The sequence below is a fragment of the Kitasatospora sp. NPDC040550 genome (genome assembly GCF_055594965.1).
The window spans coordinates 26,244-46,884 of record NZ_JBVIWC010000019.1; the positions used below are offsets into that span (position 1 = coordinate 26,244).

The 20,641-nt window shown below is 72.4% G+C and carries 15 protein-coding genes; 7 read left to right on the forward strand and 8 right to left on the reverse strand.

The genetic code is table 11. The annotated features are described in order from the left end of the window. Positions 1-10 precede the first annotated feature (10 nt). The gene (locus ACZ58X_RS25880; RefSeq protein ID WP_470335979.1) at positions 11-2,185 is read right to left on the reverse strand and encodes an NEW3 domain-containing protein; all 2,175 of its coding nucleotides are present in this window, start codon (positions 2,183-2,185) and stop codon (positions 11-13) included. Positions 2,186-2,425: 240 nt separating this feature from the next. Further along, entirely contained in the window at positions 2,426-4,858 is a 2,433-nt protein-coding gene (locus tag ACZ58X_RS25885; protein ID WP_470335980.1) for an RICIN domain-containing protein, read from the reverse strand. A 607-nt stretch (positions 4,859-5,465) separates the two neighbouring features. On the opposite strand from ACZ58X_RS25885, the gene ACZ58X_RS25890 reads away from it, so the two are divergent. From ACZ58X_RS25890 to ACZ58X_RS25905, 4 genes are all read left to right on the forward strand, one after another. After that, the gene (locus ACZ58X_RS25890; protein ID WP_470335981.1) at positions 5,466-6,515 is read left to right on the forward strand and encodes a substrate-binding domain-containing protein; all 1,050 of its coding nucleotides are present in this window, start codon (positions 5,466-5,468) and stop codon (positions 6,513-6,515) included. A 124-nt stretch (positions 6,516-6,639) separates the two neighbouring features. Beyond that, entirely contained in the window at positions 6,640-8,298 is a 1,659-nt protein-coding gene (locus tag ACZ58X_RS25895; protein ID WP_470335982.1) for a sugar ABC transporter ATP-binding protein, read from the forward strand. Next, on the forward strand, positions 8,295-9,335 hold the full coding sequence (locus ACZ58X_RS25900) for an ABC transporter permease (protein ID WP_470335983.1): 1,041 nt from the start codon (positions 8,295-8,297) through the stop codon (positions 9,333-9,335). Before ACZ58X_RS25895 ends, ACZ58X_RS25900 begins: the two co-directional genes overlap by 4 nt. A gap of 235 nt (positions 9,336-9,570) precedes the next feature. Next, positions 9,571-10,377 carry a DeoR/GlpR family DNA-binding transcription regulator gene (locus ACZ58X_RS25905; RefSeq protein ID WP_470335984.1) on the forward strand — a complete coding sequence of 269 codons (807 nt, stop codon included), beginning with the start codon at positions 9,571-9,573 and terminating at the stop codon, positions 10,375-10,377. Between the two features lie 80 nt (positions 10,378-10,457). Here ACZ58X_RS25905 and galK read toward each other — a convergent pair whose 3' ends face one another. Next, positions 10,458-11,600: a galactokinase gene (gene galK, locus ACZ58X_RS25910; protein WP_470335985.1), complete on the reverse strand. Its 1,143-nt coding sequence runs from the start codon at positions 11,598-11,600 to the stop codon at positions 10,458-10,460. 255 nt (positions 11,601-11,855) lie between these two features. Here galK and galT point away from each other — a divergent pair, with 255 nt between their 5' ends. Beyond that, positions 11,856-12,959 (forward strand): galactose-1-phosphate uridylyltransferase, encoded by a 1,104-nt coding sequence (gene galT / locus ACZ58X_RS25915; protein ID WP_470335986.1) that lies wholly within the window; start codon positions 11,856-11,858, stop codon positions 12,957-12,959. 76 nt (positions 12,960-13,035) lie between these two features. Here the strand turns inward: galT and ACZ58X_RS25920 are convergent, their stop codons facing one another. The 3 genes from ACZ58X_RS25920 to ACZ58X_RS25930 all read right to left on the reverse strand — a co-directional run bounded on the left by ACZ58X_RS25920 (position 13,036) and on the right by ACZ58X_RS25930 (position 16,154). Then, the gene (locus ACZ58X_RS25920) at positions 13,036-14,562 is read right to left on the reverse strand and encodes an FMN-binding glutamate synthase family protein (protein WP_470335987.1); all 1,527 of its coding nucleotides are present in this window, start codon (positions 14,560-14,562) and stop codon (positions 13,036-13,038) included. Positions 14,563-14,918: 356 nt separating this feature from the next. Then, complete coding sequence (locus ACZ58X_RS25925) at positions 14,919-15,569, reverse strand: hypothetical protein (RefSeq protein ID WP_470335988.1); 651 nt, start codon at positions 15,567-15,569, stop codon at positions 14,919-14,921. Positions 15,570-15,668: 99 nt separating this feature from the next. After that, on the reverse strand, positions 15,669-16,154 hold the full coding sequence (locus tag ACZ58X_RS25930) for an FBP domain-containing protein (RefSeq protein WP_470335989.1): 486 nt from the start codon (positions 16,152-16,154) through the stop codon (positions 15,669-15,671). A 71-nt stretch (positions 16,155-16,225) separates the two neighbouring features. On the opposite strand from ACZ58X_RS25930, the gene ACZ58X_RS25935 reads away from it, so the two are divergent. Continuing rightward, a complete protein-coding gene (locus ACZ58X_RS25935) occupies positions 16,226-16,795 on the forward strand; it encodes a TetR/AcrR family transcriptional regulator (protein ID WP_470335990.1) in 570 nt (189 codons plus the stop codon). Between the two features lie 245 nt (positions 16,796-17,040). Here the strand turns inward: ACZ58X_RS25935 and ACZ58X_RS25940 are convergent, their stop codons facing one another. Next, positions 17,041-17,172, reverse strand: coding sequence for a hypothetical protein (locus tag ACZ58X_RS25940; RefSeq protein ID WP_470335991.1), 132 nt, complete (start codon positions 17,170-17,172; stop codon positions 17,041-17,043). A 304-nt stretch (positions 17,173-17,476) separates the two neighbouring features. On the opposite strand from ACZ58X_RS25940, the gene ACZ58X_RS25945 reads away from it, so the two are divergent. Next, positions 17,477-18,148 (forward strand): hypothetical protein, encoded by a 672-nt coding sequence (locus tag ACZ58X_RS25945; RefSeq protein WP_470335992.1) that lies wholly within the window; start codon positions 17,477-17,479, stop codon positions 18,146-18,148. A 72-nt stretch (positions 18,149-18,220) separates the two neighbouring features. On the opposite strand, the gene ACZ58X_RS25950 is transcribed toward ACZ58X_RS25945, so the two are convergent. Then, a complete protein-coding gene (locus ACZ58X_RS25950; protein ID WP_470335993.1) occupies positions 18,221-20,407 on the reverse strand; it encodes an MMPL family transporter in 2,187 nt (728 codons plus the stop codon). Between the last annotated feature and the right edge of the window lie 234 nt (positions 20,408-20,641).

The following is a 20,641-nucleotide window of genomic DNA, read 5'->3' on the forward strand; positions in this document are numbered from 1 at the left end:
GTGGTGCGGGTCAGGGTTGGACGGTCAGGGCGAACACGTGGATCGCGGGGGCGTCGGGCAGGGTGACGGAGCGGATCGTCCGGCCGGGGGTCAGGGGGACGGTGTTGGTGAAGACGCCGTAGCTGGTGCCGTAGTTGGCCGGGCCGGTGGGCGTGTTGCGGTGGTCCGTGGTGAAGGCGGTCTTCGCGCCGTAGGCGTCGGTGGGGGAGCAGCACCAGTTGGGGAAGCCGAGTTGGCCGGTGCTGGTGCTGCCGTCGGTGTAGGTGACGGTGACCGTGCCGGCGGTGAACCCGGCTTCGGCGCCGAGGAAGCCCAGGGCCTTGCCCTGGCCGGTGAGGGTGATCTGCTGGCCGGTGGCGGACACGTTGTCGGGGGTGCCCGGGGCCGCGGCCGGCCAGGTGAAGGTGAGGCCGTTGGCGTTGACGGTGGCGCCCGGGGTGGCGCCGGCGGCGGCCAGGGCCTGGGTCGAGTAACTGTCGCCGTTGCCGTCGAAGTCGCCGGGTGCGGGGGCACTCTCGGAGGTGGTGCCGACGTTGTCGAACGCGGCGGCCAGCGAGGGGTAGGGCACGGTCTGCACGATCGTCCGGTCGCCGCTGACGGTGTCGACGGCGGCCGGCCGGGCCCGGTAGCTCGCGGTGGCGGTGATCGCCGTGACGGTGGTTCCGGGGGTGCCCTGCGGGCCGTGCACCGTCACGGTGGCCGAGGCCGTTCCGCCGGGTTCGACGCGGGGCAGGGCGGTGCCGGCCGGGGTGACGGTCCAGCCGTCGGGGGCGGTGACCCGCAGCCGGGTGTCGTTCAGCGGGACGGCGCCGTGGTCGGCCAGGGTGATCCGGTACGTGCCGGGGGTCTGTGCCGTGCTGACGTCCTGCCAGGTGAGGGCGGTCGCGGGGGCCGCGCCGTGGGTGGCGCCGGGGTGGACCCGGTAGAGCACGGTGGCGTGCGGCGGCACGTCCGCGGAGATCACGCCGGTCGTCGCGGTGACCTGCTTGGTCACCAGGTCGTGGAGGGCGTAGCCGGTGGCGGAGGGCAGGCCGGCCCGGGCGGCGGTGGTGGTGATGGTCTGCGCGGTGTCGGAGGAGTTGAAGAGCGCGACGGCGCGGTCCCCGCCGGCCAGCGGCTTGCTGAGCACGTCGTAGCCGGTGTCGTGCTGGACGACCCGGCCCTGGACGCCGAGCCGGTCCTGGTCGACGGCGATGACGTCCTCGTTGCCGAGCACGGTCAGCGCGGCGGGAGAGAGGTGGGTGAGGTCGGTGCTGGAGATCAGCGGCGCGGCCATCATCGCCCACAGCGAGGTCTGGCTCTGGATCTCGTCCTGGCTGAGCCCGGAGTCGCCGGCGAGCAGGAAGTCGGGGTCGTTCCAGCGCCCGGGGCTCTGCAGCGCGGGCAGTCCGACGTTGTACCCGTAGTTGCCCTTGATCGAGGCCCACTTCTCGCGGCCGGGGGCCTGGCCGAGCGCGATGTCGGCGCCCTCCCGCCACAGGTTGCCGAGTTTGGCGGACCAGCGGATCACCGAGTCCCAGTTCGCCGCGCCCTGGAAGTAGGCGGGGGCGGAGATCGAGAAGACGATCGGGCGGTGGGTGTTGAGCAGGGCCCTGCTCATCGCGGCGTAGGTGTCGCGGTAGCTCTGTTCCTCGGTCTCGCCCGACGTGGTGGGCACGTTGCAGCCGTCGAGTTTGAGGTAGTCGACCTCCCAGGAGGCGAACAGGTCGGCGTCCTGCTGCCAGTGGTCGAGGGAGCCGGGGTAGCCGCCGCAGGTGCTGGTCCCGGCGTCCTCGTAGATGCCGAACTTGAGCCCGAGCTGGTGGAGTTGGCGCCCGACGTAGGCCATTCCGTGCGGGAAGAGGTTCGGGTCGGCGACCAGGGTGCCCTTGGCGTCGCGCTGGTGGGACATCCAGCAGTCGTCGATGGTGACGGTGTCGTAGCCCTTCTTCGCCAGCCCGGTGGTGACCAGGGCGTGGGCGTTGTCGAGGATCGTCTTCTCGTCGATCCCGCACTGGTAGTAGGACCAGTCGTTCCAGCCCATGGGCGGGGTGGGGGCGTAGTCGGGGTACTGGGCGGTGGCGCCCGGCGGGGCGGGCGCGGCGGCGGCCGCGGGGTGGGCCAGGAGCGTTCCGGTGGACGCTGCGGCGAGCGTCGTGCAGCAGGCGACGGCGGCACGGAGCCACCGGGGGAGGGGAGTTGACACGCTTCGACCTCACGGAATCTCGGGGTCAGGGCATGGTGAACGGCATTGCCTCGGCGGGATCAGTTGTACGGGGCTCTGCTCATTTCTGACAAGACCACGGCAGGAACAGTCAGGAACAAGCAGATCTGACGGGGTTAGGAGCAGGGGCGTGCAGCGCGATGGGCAGACGCACGGCGAAACGGCCGGGGCCCGTGCGATGGAACCGCACGGGGCCCGGCCGCTTCGTGGGCGGTGGTGCCGCTAGGGCAGGGTCCAGCGCTGGTTGGCGCCGGCGTTGCAGTCCCAGATCTCCAGGCGGGTGCCGTTGGTGGTGGCGAGGGCCGGGTCGTCGAGGCAGCGGCCGGACTGGGTGCTCCGCAGGGTGCCGTCCGGTTGGGGCGTCCACTGCTGGTTGGGGCCCGAGTTGCAGTCCCAGAGCTCGACCGGGGTGCCGTTGGCGGTCGCGGCGCCGGTCACGTCGAGGCACTTGCCGCCGTGGGTGAGGGTGCCGTTGGACCAGGTCCACACCTGGGCGGGGCCGCCGTCGCAGTCCCAGAGCTGGACGGCGGTGCCGTTGGCGCCGGAGTCGCCGGCGGCGTCGACGCACTTGCCGGCCAGGGCGGAGGCGATCGGGCCGGTGTGGGTGGTCGGGGTGCCGGGCGTGAGGCCGAAGCGGTCGAACTGGTCGGTCCGGTAGCCCGTCACGCCGAGGCCGGCCTGTCCGTTGGTGAAGCTGGCGTCGGTCGCGCTGCCCACCGTGACGCCGTCGATCCCGGCGGTGAGGGTGGTGCCCTGCATCGACAGCGTGACGGTGTGCCAACTTCCGGTGCCCGGTGCGGTGGTGGTGCCGTGGGCGAGGGTGGTGAAGTTCCAGCTGGTGTCGCTCTTGTCGATGGACCAGGCGCCGGTGTCGCTGAACCGCAGGTGGTAGGCGTTGAGGCCGTTGTTGTTGCGGCCCTGCTGGTTGACCCGGCCGAGGAGCTCGACGCTGCCCGACTGCTCGAACAGGGTGTCGGCGGTGACGGTGTAGTTGGACCAGCTGCCGTCGCCCATGATCGTGTACGGCGCGTCGTACGGCTCGTCGGTCCAGCGGATCGGCGAGGTCGGGGCCATCTGGCGCAGGCAGGTTCCGGTGCGGCCGCCGCCGCACGGGACGGTCTGGAAGGCGCCGTTCATGTCGGTGAAGTACTTCGGCGAGGTGGTGGTGGCCGCCTTCTCGAAGTCGTCCGCGTAGGGCAGGCCCATCGGGGCGGCGGCCGGCGCGGTGGCGGTGCCCCGGCCCTGGCCGGTGGTGGTGGTCACGGTGTAGACGTGGCCGGGCTGGAGGGTGAGGGTGTACGAGCCGCCCTGCGGGGTGACGTCCTGGGCGTGGACGAACCAGTCCGCGGGGTTGTCGGAGCCCAGGTCGGTGGACCAGACGTGGACGGTGCCGGTGGACAGGCCGCCGGTGACGGTGAAGCTCGCGGTCTGGGCCGCGGTGGCGTCCATGGTCTCGATGACGGTGCTGTAGTCGCGGTTGTTCGTGGACTTGAGCGTGACGTAGCTGCCGTTGGTGCGCGCGCCGCCGAGGTAGCCGCTGGCGGAGTCGATGTAGTGCCAGCCGGGGCGGGCGAACTGGGTGGTGTGCGCGGTCGCCCAGGTGGTCTTGCCGATCGTGTAGTGGCCGGACCACGGCTGGTTGGCGATCGACATGCCGTCGCTGGAGAAGTACAGGTTGGGGTAGAGCGCGGCGATGACCGGCCAGTTGATGAAGGAGGTCATCCTGCCGTCGAGGTAGTCCCGGTTGATCCCGCGCGCGACCGCCGTGGCGCCGCCGTCGGCGTCCTCGGAACCGTTCTCGCTGGCCCACAGCGGCTTGCCGAGCCCCTGTGCGGTGGGGGTGCTGGGACAGCTGGTGAAGCTGCCCAGGTAGCCGCACGGGTAGTGCACGCCGACGACGTCGACGGCGTCGCGGAACGCCGGATCGGTGGCCATGGCGTCGGCCACCGCCCAGGTGTCGTCGGCGGCGACGACCTTGGTGGAGCCGTAGCCGTGCGAGACCAGCGCGGACTTGAGGTGCTCGTACCAGGTGGCGTCGAAGCCGCGCTCGTTCCAGCCGCCGAGGTAGGAGACGTTCAGGTGGTGCTGCGCGGCGCAGCCCATCCAGGACATCAGGTAGTCGACGGTGTCCTGGGACCAGAAGGTGCCGCCGTTGCCGGTGTTCCCGATCCAGCCGGGGGCGCCCCAGGACAGGCCGTAGAAGGTGATGTTCGGGTTGCGGGCCTTGGCCTGTTCGGCGAGCCACCACTCGTAGCCCTGGTGGCAGTCGACGGTGCCCTTGGTGTGTTCGATGCTGGGCTCGGCGCCGTCGGTGGAGTTGGTGTCGCCGCCGATCTCCAGTTTCAGCACCTGGAGCGAGGCGCCGTAGCCGGGCTTGAACAGGTAGTCCAGCAGTTGGCTGCGCTGCGGCTCCGGATAGTCCACCAGGAGACGGGAGTTGCCGCCGCCGCCGGAGATCGCGCCGACCCCGTCGAAGGCGAGGCCGGGCTGGGTGCCGTCGACGGTGACGGCGGTCCGGACGGCGGTCCCGGAGGTGGCGGCGGCGGGTGCCGCCTCGGCGGCGGGGGGCGTGGCGAGGCTGCCGAGGGAGCCCAGCAGCAGGGCTGCGGCGCCGAGGGCGGTGCGCAGCTTCGGGGGCAGGCGTCTACGGTCCATGGGCGTCTCCGGTGGTGGGAAGGTGCAGGGGAGCACCGGCGTTGGCGGGAGCATGCCGGAACGCCGGGCCGGTGCGGAGCGTAGACCCGAGTTCCAACAGTAATCAACAAGAAGAGGAAAGAATCAACGCCGTCGACCGTCCGTCGGGGTCTGCCGCACACGATCGACCGGGGGCCCGGCGCCCCGGGGCGGGGCCGCCGGGCGCGGGCTGCCGTACGGGCGCCCTCTTGACGTGACCCCGCCTTTGTCGGAAGCTGTTCCGAGCACCTACCTACCGGCTAGTAAGTGCCCTCGCACACTCCATTCGAACGCCCCTGACCAGCGTGATCGGTCGGCTTCGACCGAGCATGTCCACACACCCGCGCAGCCTCGGGCCGCCGTGCGGGCATTTTCGCGCGCGCGGAACCGGCCGTCGGACCGGTCTGCTCGCGCCGTGGGGAACGGGTGGCATAACGAGACGGTGTCGATCGTGCCCCGGAGGTAAACCCACGCTTGACTCCAGTGTGAACTGGGCGTTTCCTGTTGCCTCATCGCGTTTGATTGCGATGTTTTCTGATCGACTCTGTTGCTTACGGTCGATCGGTCTCACACCTCAGGAGCCCCCACCATGCACCTCACCCTCCGTGGCCGCCTGGCCTCGCTCGCCGCGCTGAGCCTGGTCACCTCGTTCGGACTGACGGCCTGTTCCACCGGACAGACCTCCTCCTCCGGGGCCGACGCGCCGGTGGCCCCGGTGTCCGGCAAGGTCTCGATCACCTACCTGCAGAAGCAGGGTGACCAGCAGTACTTCGTGGACGAGGCGGCCGGGGCCAAGGCCAAGGCCGCCGAGCTGGGCGCCGACCTCAAGGTGGTGAACCTCGGCAGCGACGCCAACAAGACGGTCGGCGAGGTGCAGGCCGCGATCGCCCAGAAGAGCAACGGCCTGATCATCGTGGTGCCGGACCCGGCGGTCGGCCCGCAGGTGGTCCAGACGGCCCGGGACGCCAAGGCCGCGCTGCTCACCTCCGACGACCAGGTCTGCGCGAGCGGCCCCTCCCCGTCCCAGTGCGCCGCCGGCGACCTGGTGCCCCGGATCGGCTTCTCCGGCCAGCAGATGGGCCAGCAGGTCGGCCAGCGCGCGGCCGAGGAGTTCAAGAAGGCCGGCTGGAACGCCGCCGACACCCGGATCATCTCCGCCTGGAAGCAGGACGTCACCGTCTGCGGCGACCGGGTCAAGGCCGCCAAGGCCGCCTTCGACCAGGCCGTGCCGGGCGTGCAGGCCATCGACGTCGCCACCGACAACACCCCGACCGGCGCCCAGGACAAGGTGGCCGCCACCATCACCGCCAACCCGGGCGTCAAGCACTGGGTGACCTGGGGCTGCAACGACGAGAACGTCCAGGGCTCCGTCACCGCCCTGCAGAACGCCGGGATCAGCCCGGACGACATCGACGGCGTCGGCCTGGGCGCCTACCTGGCCTGCAAGGACTGGTCCGCCGGCAAGCCCTCCGGCATGAAGGCCGCCCTGTTCATCAACGGCAAGGACGTCGGCGCCCTCTCGGTGCAGACCATGTACGACAAGCTCAAGAACGGCAAGGACTTCCCCAAGGAGGCCTTCGCCCCGACCAAGATGGTCGACGCCGCCACCTGGCAGTCCGCGGGCGTGTCCTGCAGCTGACGCCGCACCCGACGCCGCGTCGGGCCGGTCGTGCGGCGGAGCCACCGGGTTCCGCCGCACCGTCACCGCCGCTTCCCCGGCCCGTCCGCACCCCCGCCCGTACCGCACTGCCAACGAGGCCCCGATGACCCCACCCGAACCCTCGCCCCTCCCACCGCCGGACGGCTCCGCCGGCCTGAGCGCCGAAGGGGTGTCCAAGCGCTTCGGTGCCGTCCAGGCGCTGACGGACGTCACGCTCTCCTTCCCACCCGGCCAGGTCACCGCGCTGATGGGCGAGAACGGCGCCGGAAAGTCCACCCTGCTGCGCATCCTGACCGGCGACCACCGCCCCACCGAGGGCCGCGTCCTGCTGGACGGCCGGCCCCTGGACCTGCACTCCCCGCAGGACGCCCGCCGGGCCGGGATCCGGATCATCCCGCAGGAACCCGAGATCATCCCGCACGTCCCGGTCGCCGAGAACGTCTACGCCGGCTCGCTGCCGCGCACCGCCCTGCGCCGCCTGGACCGCGCCGAGCTGCGCCGCCGGATCACCGCCGACCTGGCCCGCCTGGGCTTCGACAAGGTGCTCGACCCGGACCTGCTCGGCTCCGAACTCACCGCCGCACAGCGCCAGTTGGTCGAGATCATGCGGGCCCTGACCGGCGCGGTCGCACCGCGCGCGATCGCCTTCGACGAGCCCACTTCCTCGCTCTCCGAGCACGAGGTCGAGGCGCTGTTCGCGCTGATCGGACGGCTGCGCGACGAGGGCATCGCGGTCGTCTACGTCTCCCACCGGATGAAGGAGATCTTCCAGCTCGCCGACCGGATCGCCGTGCTGCGCGACGGCCGGGTCGCCGGGGTGGTCCAGGCCGCCGCCACCGACGAGGGCGAGCTCGTCCGGCTCATGGTGGGCCGCGACCTGTCCTCGCTGTTCGTCCGCCAGCAGGTCGCCACCGACCGCGTCGTGCTGGACGTCGACGGCGTCACCACCGACGACGTGCGCGACATCAGCCTGCGGGTCCGGGCCGGCGAGGTGGTCGCCCTGGCCGGGCTGATCGGCGCCGGACGCTCCGAACTCGCCCTCGCGCTGGCCGGCGACGCCCCGATCCACTCCGGCACGGTCACCCTCAACGGCGAGGTGCTGCGGCTGCGCAGCCCGCGCGACGCCATCGCCGCCGGGATCGGACTGGCGCCCGAGGAGCGCAAGGCCCAGGCCCTGTTCCTGCAGCGCACGATCCGCGACAACACCTCGCTGGTCAGCCTGCGTCGGCTCAGCCGGTGGCGGTTCGTCAAGCAGCGCCAGGAGAAGGCCCTCGCCCAGGAGTACGCCGACCGGCTGCGGGTCCGCGCCCCCTCCGTCGAGGCGGAGGTGCGCACCCTGTCCGGCGGCAACCAGCAGAAGGTCGTCCTGGCCCGCTGGCTCGCCCGCCGGCCCGACCTGCTGATCCTCGACGAGCCCACCCGGGGCGTCGACATCGGCGCCAAGGCGGAGATCTACCAGATCGTCGCCGACCTCGCCCGCGAGGGCACCGCCGTCCTGGTCATTTCCTCCGAACTGCCCGAAGTGCTCGGCCTCGCCGACCGGATCGTGGTGATGCAGAACGGCCGCACCACCGGCGAGCTCAGCCGCGAACAGGCGACCGAGGAGGCCGTCCTCGCCCTCGCCATGGCCGACGACCTCGGCGCCGCCGACCACCGTGCCGCCGACCACCGTGCCGACGACCACGGTGCCGACGACGACCGACGAGTCGCGGCCGACGACCGCGCCGCCGCCACCCCCGCCCAGACCGGAGAGACCCGATGACCACCGCCACGCCCCCGACCGCCCCGGCGCCGGACACCGGAGCCCTGCCCGCACGGTCCGGCGGCCCGCGCGCCCTGCTCGCCGCGATCGGCGGTCAGAACCTCAGCCTGATCGGCGCCCTGGTCGCCGTCGTCGCCCTGTTCGGCACGCTCAATCCCAACTTCGTCGGCTGGGACAACATCCAGGTCATCGCCGAGGCCGCCACCATCTCCGGCCTGCTGGCCGTCGTCCAGACCGTCGTGATCATCTGCGGCGGCCTCGACATCTCGGTCGGCTCCCAGGCCGGCCTGGCCTCCGTGACCAGCGCCATGGTCTTCACCTCCACCGGCGCCAACCCCTACCTCGGCATCGGCGCCTCGCTGGCCATCGGCGCCGGCATCGGCCTGTTCAACGGCGTCGTCATCATCTACGGCCGGGTCAACCCGACCATCGCCACCCTCGCCGGACTCGCCGCCTACAAGGGCGTCGCCCAACTCGTCTCGGACGGCCGGGCCCAGGGCTACGTGCTCAACGACCCGGTCTTCGTCTTCCTCAGCCGGGGCAAGATCGCCGGACTGCCCACCATGGTCTGGCTGCTGATCCTCACCGCCGTCGCCGTGCACGCCCTGCTGACGTACACCGACATCGGCCGCAACATCTACGCCATCGGCGGCAACGACACCGCCGCCCGGCTGGCCGGCATCAACCTCAACAAGTACCTGATCGCCGCCTACGCCCTCTCCGGTACGGTCGCCGCCCTGGCCGGCGTGCTGCTCACCGCGCGCACCGGCAGCGGCCAGCCGGTCTCCGGCAGCGAGGGGCTGGAGCTCCAGTCGATCACCGCGGCCGCGCTCGGCGGCTGCGCCCTCAAGGGCGGCAAGGGCAGCATCGGCGGCACCCTGCTGGCGGTCGCGCTGCTCGGCGCGCTGCAGAACGGTCTCACCGTGCAGGGCATCAACGCCTTCTGGCAGAACGTCGCCCAGGGGGCGCTGCTGGTGGCCGCGGTGGTGATCCAGCAGCGCCGCAACCGGGAGCGTGCGGTCGGGCTGCCGGCCTGACGTCCCTCCCTTGCCGGTACCCCTCGTACTCCCGGGGGACGGACGGTCGGTCCGTCCCCCGGGACGCGGGCGGGAGCACACCCGGCCCCCACACGGGTGTGCTCCCGCGCCGCCGCCACCTCGCCGCGGTCGGTCCCGGGCCCGGGGATAATGGATCACGCAGGCTCCGGCCGCGCCGCCGCTCGCCGACGGGGACGCCCCGGCCGTACGCGCTCGTTCGATCGAAAGGTCCTCCGTGGCTGACCAGACGTTGCTCGCCGCCCAGCGCCAGGCGCTGATCCTGGAGGCGATCCGCCGGACCGGCGCGATCCGGGTCGCCGAGCTGGTCGAGCAGTTCGGCGTGTCCGACATGACCATCCGCCGCGACCTCGACGCGCTGGTGCGCCAGGGCACCGTGGAGAAGGTCCACGGCGGCGCGGTGGCGACCGGGACGGCCAGCACCTTCGAGCCCGGTTTCGACGCCAAGTCGGCCCTGGAGGAGGGCACCAAGGCCGCGCTCGCGGACGCCGCGGTGCGGTTGGTGGAGCCGGGCAGCGTGGTGGCCCTGTCGGCCGGCACGACGACCTACGCGGTCGCCTCCCGGCTGCTGGAGGTCCCGGAGCTGACCGTGGTGACCAACTCGCTGCGGATCGCCGACCTGCTGTGGGCGGCGGGGAGCGAGGGCCGGGAGAACGTCCCGACCCTGCTGCTGACCGGCGGGTCGCCGACCCGCTCGGCGGCCCTGGTGGGGGCGCTGGCCGACCAGACCGTCCGCTCGCTCCACGTGGACCTGCTGATCCTGGGCGTGCACGGGGTGAGCGAGCAGGCCGGCCTCACCACGCCCAACCTGGCCGAGGCGCAGACCAACCGGGCCCTGATCGCCTCCGCGCGCCGCACCGTCGTGGTGGCCGACCACACCAAATGGGGCGTCGTCGGCCTGAGCAGCTTCGCGACCCTGGCGGAGGTCGACTGCTTCATCACCGACGACGCCCTGCCCGCGGCGGCCCGCGGGGTGCTCGCCGAGGCGGTCGGTGAGCTCCTGGTCGTCCCGACCACCGGCTGATCCCGGTTCCCTCCGGTGGGCCGACCTGGAGGCCGGCCCACCGGAAGCTCAGCCCACCCGGAGCTCAGCCCAGCGGAAGCTCAGCCGACCTTGCGGGCGCCCGCCGAGGGAACGGCGGTGAAGGTGACCGGGGCGGCGAAGCCCGCGGTGCGGAAGGCCGCCGTCACGGCGGCCGAGACCTCGGCCACCTGCTCGGCCCCGACCAGGGCGATGACGGACCCGCCGAACCCGCCACCGGTCATCCGGGCGCCCAGCGCCCCGGCGGCGACGGCGGCCTCGACCGCGAGGTCCGTCTCGGCGCAGGAGACCCGGAAGTCGTCGCGCAGCGAGGCGTGCCCGGCGGTCAGGACCGGCCCGAGCGCCGCGAGGTCGCCGCGGACCAGGTGGTCGACGGCCGCCAGCACGCGCCCGTTCTCCGTCACCACGTGCCGTACCAGCGGCCGGAGTTCACCGGGCAGCCGGTCCAGGGCCGGGCCGAGGTCGGCGGCCGCGAGGTCGCGCAGCGCGGGCAGGCCGAGCAGCTCGGCGGCGCGCTCGCAGCCGGCCCGCAGGGCCGCGTAGGCGCCGTCGCCGAGGTCGTGCTTGACCCGGGTGTCGATCACCAGCAGTCGCAGGCCGGCCGCCGCCAGGTCGAACGGGACGTGCCGCTGCTCCAGCGTCCGGGCGTCCAGGAACAGCGCGGTGCCGTCCGTGCAGCAGGAGGAGGCCATCTGGTCCATCACGCCGCAGGGCACGCCGACGAAGGCGTTCTCGGCCCGCTGGGCGAGCACCGCGAGCTCCGGGGCGCTCAGGCCGAGGCCGTACAGGTCGTTCAGGGCGGCGGCCGTCGCGCACTCCAGGGCGGCGGAGGAGGAGAGGCCGGCGCCGCTCGGCACGTCGCTGTCGACGAACAGGTCGGCCCCGCCGACGGCGTGCCCGGCCTCGGCGAGCGCCCAGAACACGCCGGCCGGGTAGCCGGCCCAGCTGGTGACCACGCCGGGCTCCAGGCCGTCCAGGGCGAGTTCGGTGATGGTGCCGCCGCCCTGGGCGCTGAACAGCCGCAGCCGGCCGTCCTCGCGGCGGCGGGCGGTCACCCGGGTGGTCTGGGGGAGGGCGATGGGCAGGACGAAGCCGTGGTTGTAGTCGGTGTGCTCACCGATCAGGTTCACCCGGCCGGGTGCGGCCCAGACGCCGCTCGGGCGGACGCCGTGGACGGCCTCGAACTCGGTGGCCTCGTCGATCATCTGCAGCTCCATGCCTGGCGTGCGCGGTGGGTCCCGCGGTCGGTCTGTACCGGCACGCGGGAGCGAATTCCGACATAATCAAACATGACCGCCCTCACGGTCAATATCTGCGATGCCCGTGTTCATTCGGGTCGCGCCGGCGGCCGGAAGCAGCCGCCACCAGCGTCGATGCTTGTTGACAAGCGATCGTCTCTGTTTGAATCTGTTGAAGCTCGAAAGTGCCGGGCCGACGCCCCACGCGTAAGGAGTACAGCGGTGCACAGAACCGCCACCAAGCTGGCCGACGGCCGCGAACTGGTCTACTTCGACCAGGGGCCGGGCGCGCTCCGCGAGGCCCCGGACGAGCGGCCGCTCGAACCGGCCGCGAGCCTCTCCGAGACCCGGCTCGACCCGGTGCTCGGCGAGTGGGTGACGGTGGCCGCCCACCGTCAGCAGCGCACCTACCACCCGCCGGCCGGCGAGTGCCCGCTGTGCCCCTCGCGCGACGGCCGGCTCAGCGAGATCCCGGCGCCGGACTACGAGGTCGCGGTGTTCGAGAACCGCTTCCCCTCGCTCGCCACCGGTTCCGCCGACCACGTCACGCCCCGGGACGAACCCCTGCACACCCTCCGGCCCGGTGTCGGCCGGTGCGAGGTGGTCTGCTTCACCTCCGACCACGACGCCTCCTTCGCCGACCTCGACGAACCCCGGGCCCGCCTCGTCCTGGACGCCTGGACCGACCGGACGGCGGAGCTGTCCGCCCTGCCCGGCGTCCGGCAGGTGTACTGCTTCGAGAACCGCGGCGAGGAGATCGGGGTCACCCTCGCCCACCCGCACGGGCAGATCTACGCCTTCCCGTTCGTGCCCTCCCGCACCGCCCGGATGATCGCCCGCGCCGAGGCGCACCGGGCCCGCACCGGCCGCAACCTCTTCGAGGACCTGCTCGCCGTCGAACGGAGCTCCCCCGAGCGGCTGGTGCTCCGGGGCGAGCACTGGACGGCCTTCGTCCCGTTCGCCGCCCGCTGGCCCTACGAGGTCCACCTCTACCCCCACCGCAGGGTCCCCGACCTGACCGCGCTGGACGAGGCCGAGCGTGCCGAGTTCCCCGGCCTCTACCTGGACCTGCTGCGCCGCTTCGACGCCCTGTTCCCGGCCGGGCCCGGCGCGGCCCGCAACCGCACCCCGTACATCGCGGCCTGGCACCAGGCCCCCGACCAGGGCGGCGCCGAACTCGCCCTCCACCTGGAGCTGTTCACCGTCCGGCGGGCGCCCGGCCGGCTCAAGTACCTGGCCGGAGTGGAGTCCGGGCTGGACGCCTTCGTCACCGACGTCAGCCCGGAGGGCGCCGCCGAGCGGCTGCGGGCCGCCGGGCCCGCCTGATCCGGGCCCCGGGCACGACGGCGGCCTCCCGCCCCGGTGGGGGCGGGAGGCCGCGGTGCACGGGGAGACCCGCCGGTCAGACGGTCGGCTTCGTGGTGACCAGGGCGGTGATCTCCGCGGCCAGCTCGGGGCCGAGCTCGCCCCAGCCGTCCTTGTAGCCGTAGACGCCGCCGAGGGTGCGGGCCTCGTAGTCGCCGTTCATGATCTCGATGTCGTTCGCGGTGATCAGGCCCGGGTGGGCGACGCCGACGGCGGAGGAGACCTTGAGCAGTTCCTTGCGCAGGGTGCGCAGGTAGACGGCGGCGCGGGTGGACTTGGAGGCCGGGTCCAGGCCGCGGGCCAGCCAGGGGTTCTGGGTGGCGATGCCGGTGGGGCACTTGTCGGTGTGGCACTTCTGGGCCTGGATGCAGCCGATCGACAGCATGGCCTCGCGGGCCACGTTGATCATGTCGGCGCCGAGGGCGAAGGCCACCGCGGCGTTCTCCGGCAGGCCGAGCTTGCCGGAGCCGATGAAGGTGAGGTCGTCGGTCAGGCCCCGTTCGGCGAAGGTGCCGTAGACCCGGGAGAAGCCCATCCGGAACGGGAGGGAGACGGAGTCGGCGAACATCCGGGGCGCGGCGCCGGTGCCGCCCTCGCCGCCGTCGACGGTCACGAAGTCCACCCCGCGGTCGTCGCGCTCCATGAACGCGGCGAGCTCCTGCCAGAAGCCCAGGTCGCCGACCGCGCTCTTGACGCCGACCGGCAGGCCGGTCTCGGCGGCGACCAGCTCGACGAAGTCCAGCATCGAGTCGACGTCGCCGAACGCGGAGTGCCGGGACGGCGAGGCGCAGTCCTGGCCGACCGGGATGCCGCGGATCGCGGCGATCTCCGGGGTGACCTTGGCGCCCGGCAGCATGCCGCCCAGCCCGGGCTTGGCGCCCTGGGAGAGCTTGATCTCTATCGCCTTGACCGGGGCGCCGGCCACGACGTCCTTGAGCTTGGCGAGGTTGAAGGTGCCGTCCTCGTTGCGGCAGCCGAAGTAGGCGGTGCCGAGCTGGAGGACGAGGTCGCCGCCCTGGCGGTGGTACGGGGAGAGGCCGCCCTCGCCGGTGTTGTGCATGGTGCCGGCCTCCGCCGCGCCCTTGTTGAGGGCGCTGATGGCGGCGCCGGAGAGTGAGCCGAAGCTCATCGCCGAGATGTTCACCACGCTCGCCGGGCGGAACGCCTTGGCGCGGCCGCGCGGCCCGCCGAGCACCTTGGCCGAGGGCAGCGGGGACTGCGGGTCGTGGGTGTCCGGCAGGGGGCCGGCGAAGGTGCGCTGCTTGACGTAGGCGTGGCCCTGGACGTGCTCGACGTCGACCTCGGTGCCGAAGCCGAAGTAGTTGTTCTGCTCCTTCGCCGAGGCGTAGATCCAGGTGCGCTGGTCGCGGCTGAACGGACGCTCCTCCTCGTTGGAGGTCACGATGTACTGCCGCAGCTCGGGGCCGATCGTCTCCAGCAGGTACCGGGCGTGCCCGAGCACCGGGAAGTTCCGGAGCAGCGCGTGCTTCTTCTGGATGAGGTCACGGGCAGCCAGGAGCGCCACCGCTGTCGCGGCGGCCGCGCCGATCTTCCGGGCTCGCATGGACGTTCCTCCTCGGTGCACGACTCCATCGCCGTCGGCGGAGTCGTCCTGTGGTGCAGGGCGTTGGGCGGCGGGCACGCAGCCGGGAGGCATGGGCGTCCGCCGGGGGATCCGATGTGATCGTAGGAGGCTTCCCGGAGCGCCCTGCGGGCAGGGGGCGGGTTCGCGCTGGAGCCCGGCCGCGCACCCGCCCTCCGACGTCGGGGAGCCCCGCCGATGCCGGGGTCCACCGGTTCTGCCCCCTGCCGCGTTCCAGAGTGATCGGCGAGCGGCCCGGCGCCCGACGGCAGCGCGGTCCGGCGCTCCGGACCGGCGGCCTTCGCTTCGACCCTGGAGGCGGGGCCGGTTGCCGACGATCAGCCGCCGGCCGCGACCGTGCCGGTGGCCGAGACGGACGCGTCGACGTCCATGCCGAGGTTCACCAGCCGCCATTCGCCCTTGACCTGGCCGAGGGTGAACGTGAGGGCGAGTTGCACCTGGCCCGAGCCCCGCGCGGTGCTCAGGATCGCCTGCCGCAGGGTGTGCCCGTCCACGGTCACGTCCGCGTCGGTGACCACGCTCCGGCCGCCGGTGCTCGGCGCCTCGCGGGTGACCCGGAAGTCCGGGGTGTGAACAGCCTGGACGAAGTTCTCGTGCAGGGAGTTCACCACCCGCGCGAACGCCGCCTTCGGGTCCTGCTGCGGGGAGGAGCCGGCTGCGGTCGGGGGCAGCTGGGTGAGCGCCCACGCCTGGTCGATGTCCCCCCGGTAGACGTCCGCCAGCCAGGCCTCCAGCACCCGGGCCGGCCCGTCCGCGGCCGCCGTCGTCCCCGCCGTCGTCCCCGTCGTCGGGGTGGGCGTGGCCGCCGGGGCCTGCGTCGGCACACCGGCCGGGGCAGCCGGGGCCGTGGAGGGGCTCGCGGCGGGCGCGGACGCGCCGGCCGCAGCCCCGGAGCCGCCCGCCGAGCAGCCCGCGACGGCGAGCGCGAGGAACGGGGCGGCTATCGCTCTGCGCAGGAAAGGGTTCACGGTGGTCTCGACCTCCGGCTGGTGCGAATCGGGGAACGGCAGGTGCGTGCTCAGGCTAGGACCTGCACCCTCCGCCCCCGGACGGCGCCCCGCCCCCGGTCATGCGGTGACCTTGGCGACGAACGCGGCGAGGTTGGCCACGGTGCGCCGGATCTTCTCCTCCACGGTGAGCGACTCGTGGAGTCGGGTCCCGATGTCCCGCTTGCCGCGCACGTAGAGCGAGCAGGCGAGGTCGGTGCACATGTACGCGCCGACGGAGTTGCCCTGTTTGCCGGCCTTCCCGGCCAGTGGTGCGACCAGCAGCGAGACGCCCCCGGTGTGGGTGGTCACGCAGAGCGAGCAGATGCTGCGCCGGGCCTGCCAGGAGGCGGCGCCGGAGGAGCGCAGCGCGACCGCCACCGCCCGGCCGTCCAGCTCGGCCGCGAGGTAGGCGCGGTCGGGTGCCTGCGGATCGCGCCAGCCGAGGAAGTCCAGGTCGTCCCAGGCCAGTTCGGTCAGGTTGCGGGGTACGTGCAGACGCTTCGCCTCGCCTTTGCTGCAGTTCACGAAGGCGGAGCGGATCTCTGGTTCGGTCAGCGGCTTCATAGGGTCCAACGTAAATTACCTAGGAGGATTAGGCAAACGTATAATGGACCCAGGCGATGGAAGGACAGCAGATGGCACGCGCAGGACTGAACGCGGAACGACTCACCCGGGCAGGGGCGGAACTGGCCGACGAAGTCGGCTTCGACAAGGTCACGGTCTCGGCGCTCGCGCGACGCTTCGGCGTCAAGGACGCGAGCCTGTACTCGCACGTCAAGAACTCCCAGGATCTCAAGACCAGGATCGCCCTGCTCGCCCTGGAAGAACTCGCCGACCGGGTCGCCGCGGCCCTGGCCGGGCGCGCCGGCAAGGACGCCCTGGCCGCCTTCGCCAACGCCTACCGCGACTACGCCCGCGAACACCCCGGCCGCTGGGCCGCCGCGCAGCTCGAACTCGACCACGAGACGGCGCTCGGCAGCGCCGCCGTCCGGCACTCGCAGATGACCCGCGCGATCCTGCGCGGCTACCACCTTGCGGAGCCGGACGAGACCGACGCCGTCCGCCTGCTCGGCAGCACCTTCCACGGCTACGTGGCCCTGGAGCGGGCCGGGAGCTTCCAGCACACCCCGCGCACCACCGAGGAGACCTGGTCGCGCATCCTGGACGCCCTCGACGCCCTGCTGCGCACCTGGCCGAAGGCCTGACGCACGCTCGGCGCAGGCCCTCCAGCGTCGGCCGAGGTCGACGAGCACCGATCGGCCGGGCACACGTGAGCCGAGCAGCATGGTGTCCGGTCCGAGAGCCGGACCGGAAGCGAACAACGGGCAAGCGGTACGACCGCGGTCCGATTCGAGAGTGTGGTCCGTGCTCCGACGACGCGGTGCGCGACCGAGTCGGCGTCGCTCATCAATCGACCGATTGATGAGCAGGATCGGTAAGCGAGGGGGCCTCACCTGGTTGCCCGGGTACGGAGGGTCTTCGCCAGGTGGGCGCCCCACGTGAGGGTGACGGCGACCAGCAGGCCGCCGCCCGCCGTGCGCAGCACCGATCCGAGCTCGGAGCCGCCCCGCCGGCGACCCACCCGCAGACCGGGCCGATCCACAGCTCTTGCGGCTCGGCGTGATCGGGGCGAACCCTCGCCGACTCGGACAGGGTGCTGCCCGTGGGCCTCACGATCAACAGCACACGAACGGTCGCGCCATCGCGACGGTTGGTAGCCATTCGCGCACATTGTGTAGTAACGGCAAAAGTGCGAGAGGCCTTTTGCGTACGCGAAGGAGTGCTACACCATGCCTTACTACACCCCGCCGCCCCCTGCGCGCGATGCCCAGGACGGCCCCCCGCCTGCTTCCGTTCCGCGACCTGGAGGTGCCAGGCGGCTGCGCGTGCTGGGGCTGACCGCGGTCGGCGCGCTGGTGGCCGCCGCCGCAACGGCCGGCGTCGTCTACGCACAGGGCGCCACGCCGTCGTCCGCCCGCACCGGCGCGTCCGCCCACCGGCTACTGCCCGCGCATCCGGCGGACCCGGCGAACTGGACCGTGGAATGCGAAGGCACCGCCACCGGCACCTTCAAACCGTCGGTGACGAGCGCGCCGACGTCGATCCACGGCACGGTGACCGACGGCAAGCTCACGGACTGCCGACTGAGCGCGGCCGCCAAGAACAACGCCAAGATCAAGGACATCAAGTCCGGCTCGTTCACCGTGACCGCCGACGGGACCGCTTCGTGCAACGGGCCTGTGTCGGGCACCGGCAGCGCCACCATCACCTGGTACAGCGGAGTCGACCAGACCGGCACCGTCCTCGGCACCACCGTGGTCAATCCCAGCGGTACACAGACGGGCCAGAGCGACGCGGACGAGGACCAGTTCACCGGAGAGTTCAACGGGACGGTCCCGCTGACCGGGGGCTCACTCCTGGCCGGCCAGAGCGTCACCGCCTTCGGCGTGCCCGACCGGGACACCGCCAACGCCGCCACGGTCGAGGCGTGCAGCAAGAGCGGGCTGGCCGGCGCGTCCGGGTCCGGCCAGATCACCTTCGCCGGGCTGCTGCTCTGAAACGGCCGGTGGCCCGGCACGGTCGCACGGAGCCGTGCCGGGCCACCGGGGCCGGACCGGCCGCTCGGACGCCTACCCCCGCCCGGTCAGTGCCGGGGTGGTCGTGCCCGCGTCAGCCGCGGGCAGGACACCGGCCGACCTGCCGGACAGCCAGGCGGGCGCCCACCAGTTGGCATCGCCCAACAGGCGGAGGGCCGCCGGGACCAGCAGGGCCCGTACGAGGGTCGCGTCCACGGCCACCGCGACGAAGACACCGATCGCGATCTCCTTGACCATCAGGACGCCACTGGTGGCGAAGGCTGCGACGACGGTGAGCATCAGCACCGCAGCGGAGCTGATGATCCCTCCGCTCCGGCGCAGCCCGGCGACGATGGCTGCCTCGTTGTCTCCTGTGCGGCGGTAGTGCTCGCGGATCCGTGAGAGCAGGAAGAGCTCGTAGTCGACGGAGAGGCCGAACAGCAGCGTCAGCATGACGACGGGCTCCAGGGCGCCGATGTATCCGTTGGGCTGGAAGGCCAGCCAGCGGGAGAGGTGGCCGTCCTGGAAGATCCAGGTCACGACGCCGAACGCGACGCCCAAGGAGAGTCCGGTGGTCAGCAGCGCCTTGAGCGGCACCACGACCGAGCGGAACGCCAGGAACAGCAGCGCGAAGCTGGTCAGGGCGACACAGAGTCCGATCAGTGGCAGCCGGGCCCGGATGGTCTGCAGCAGGTCGACGGTGACGGCTGCCGGGCCGCCGACATCGAACGCTCCTCCGTCGGGGGCGGGCAGCGCCCGGATGGACTCGACGAGGGCGGCTGCCGGGCCGCTCTCCGGGGTTCTCGGCCCGGAGACGATCACCACCGCCAGCCGGCCCGATGCTGCTGTGACGTGCACGGAGCCGGCTCCCGGTAGTGCGGTGAGCTGCTGCTTCCAGGTCTTGAGGGCCGCTCTTCCCGCCGGGGAGCCCAGGGAGTGGGAGAACTGGGTGACGACCTGGATCTGGTCCAGCCCCAGCGCGGGGAAGTCGCGGGAGAGAGTCTCGGTGGCCTGACGGACGGGTGCGCTCAGCGGAAGCGTGCGGTGGTCGGTGGCACCGAAACGCGCGTGGGTCATCGGCAGGGTCAGTGCCGCCAGCGCGACCAGGGTGACCGCCAGGTAGCGGGCGGGCCGCCGGATCACCGAGCGGCCGAGTCGCGCCCAGGCGCCCTGCTCCGCTGTGGACTGTACGGCCGCCACGGGGTCGCGCAGCCATCGGGGCACGGGCAGCCGCAGCGTGTCGACCCGCCGGCCCAGCACGGCGAGCGCTGCGGGAAGCAGCGTCAGCGAGGTCAGTACCGCCAGAAGGACGGTCACCGCTCCGGCAACTCCGACGGAACGGGTGTAGTCGAAGGGCAAGGCCACCAGCGCGAGCATGGCCGCGGCGATGGTCAGGCCGGAGAAGAGCACCGTGTGCCCGGCCGATGCCATCGTCGCCGCCAGCGCCCGAGCCGGCTCGCTGCCGCGGTCGAGCTCCTCACGAAAGCGCGCGACGATGAACAGGGCGTAGTCCACGGCCAGCGCCGTCGCCACCATCGTCACCAGGTTGAGGGTGAAGACGGACACCTGCATGACCAGCGTGAGCAGCCTCAGGGCCGCGGTGGCGGCCACCATGCTGGCGGCTGCGACGGCCATCGGGAGCACAGCGGCCGTCAGGGTGCCGAAGATGAGCCACAGCAGGACGAAGAGGACCGGCGCACAGAAGAGTTCCGCTCGGGCCAGGTCGCTGCGGGCGAGGTCGGTGGTGTCGGCGTAGAACGGCGTCTGCCCGCAGTAGGCGACATCGATGCCGTCGGGATGCACAGCGCTGCGCACCGTACGGTACGAGGCCAGCTTCGCGGTGTCGTCACGGCCGCCCAGGCCCAGGACGACGGCCGCGGAGTGCCGGTCCTCGGAGAGGAAGGACCGGCTCCCGGTGTTCCAGTAGTCCTGGGAACCGGTGACCACTCCCGGCGGCAGGGAGCTGATCGAGGTCTGGACCTCCTCCCGGAAGGCCGGATCGTCGGCCGTCCACCGGTCGCTGTGGTAGATCGCGACGGCATCGGCGCCGCCGTGGCCGAAGTTCTCCCTGATCGCCGCTGTCGCCGCCGCGGATTCGGCCCCCAGCGGCGTGTCCCCGCCGTTGGTGAGGTGTCCGAACACCCCCAGATCGAACCATCCCAGCAGGCACATCAGCATCAGGGCCGCCGCCAGCACGGCGCGGCGGCGGCGGACGATGAGATCGCTGAATCCGGCGAGCATCACACTTCTCCTGGTTCGGCCTCGAGAACCCACCTGTACGGGATCGCCGCGCCTCGGCAGTGCGGCGCACTCGGTTCGGCCCGGATGCCCTGCCGTCATCACCCGATCGGGTGCGCCGGTCGGGCCCCTGCGGTGGGTCGCGGTTCCACGGAGTCGACGGAATGCGGTCGGCGGATCACCACGACCGCCCGCGTCGTGGCGCGGGCCCGTGATTGCCCCGCGCGGGTGACAGCC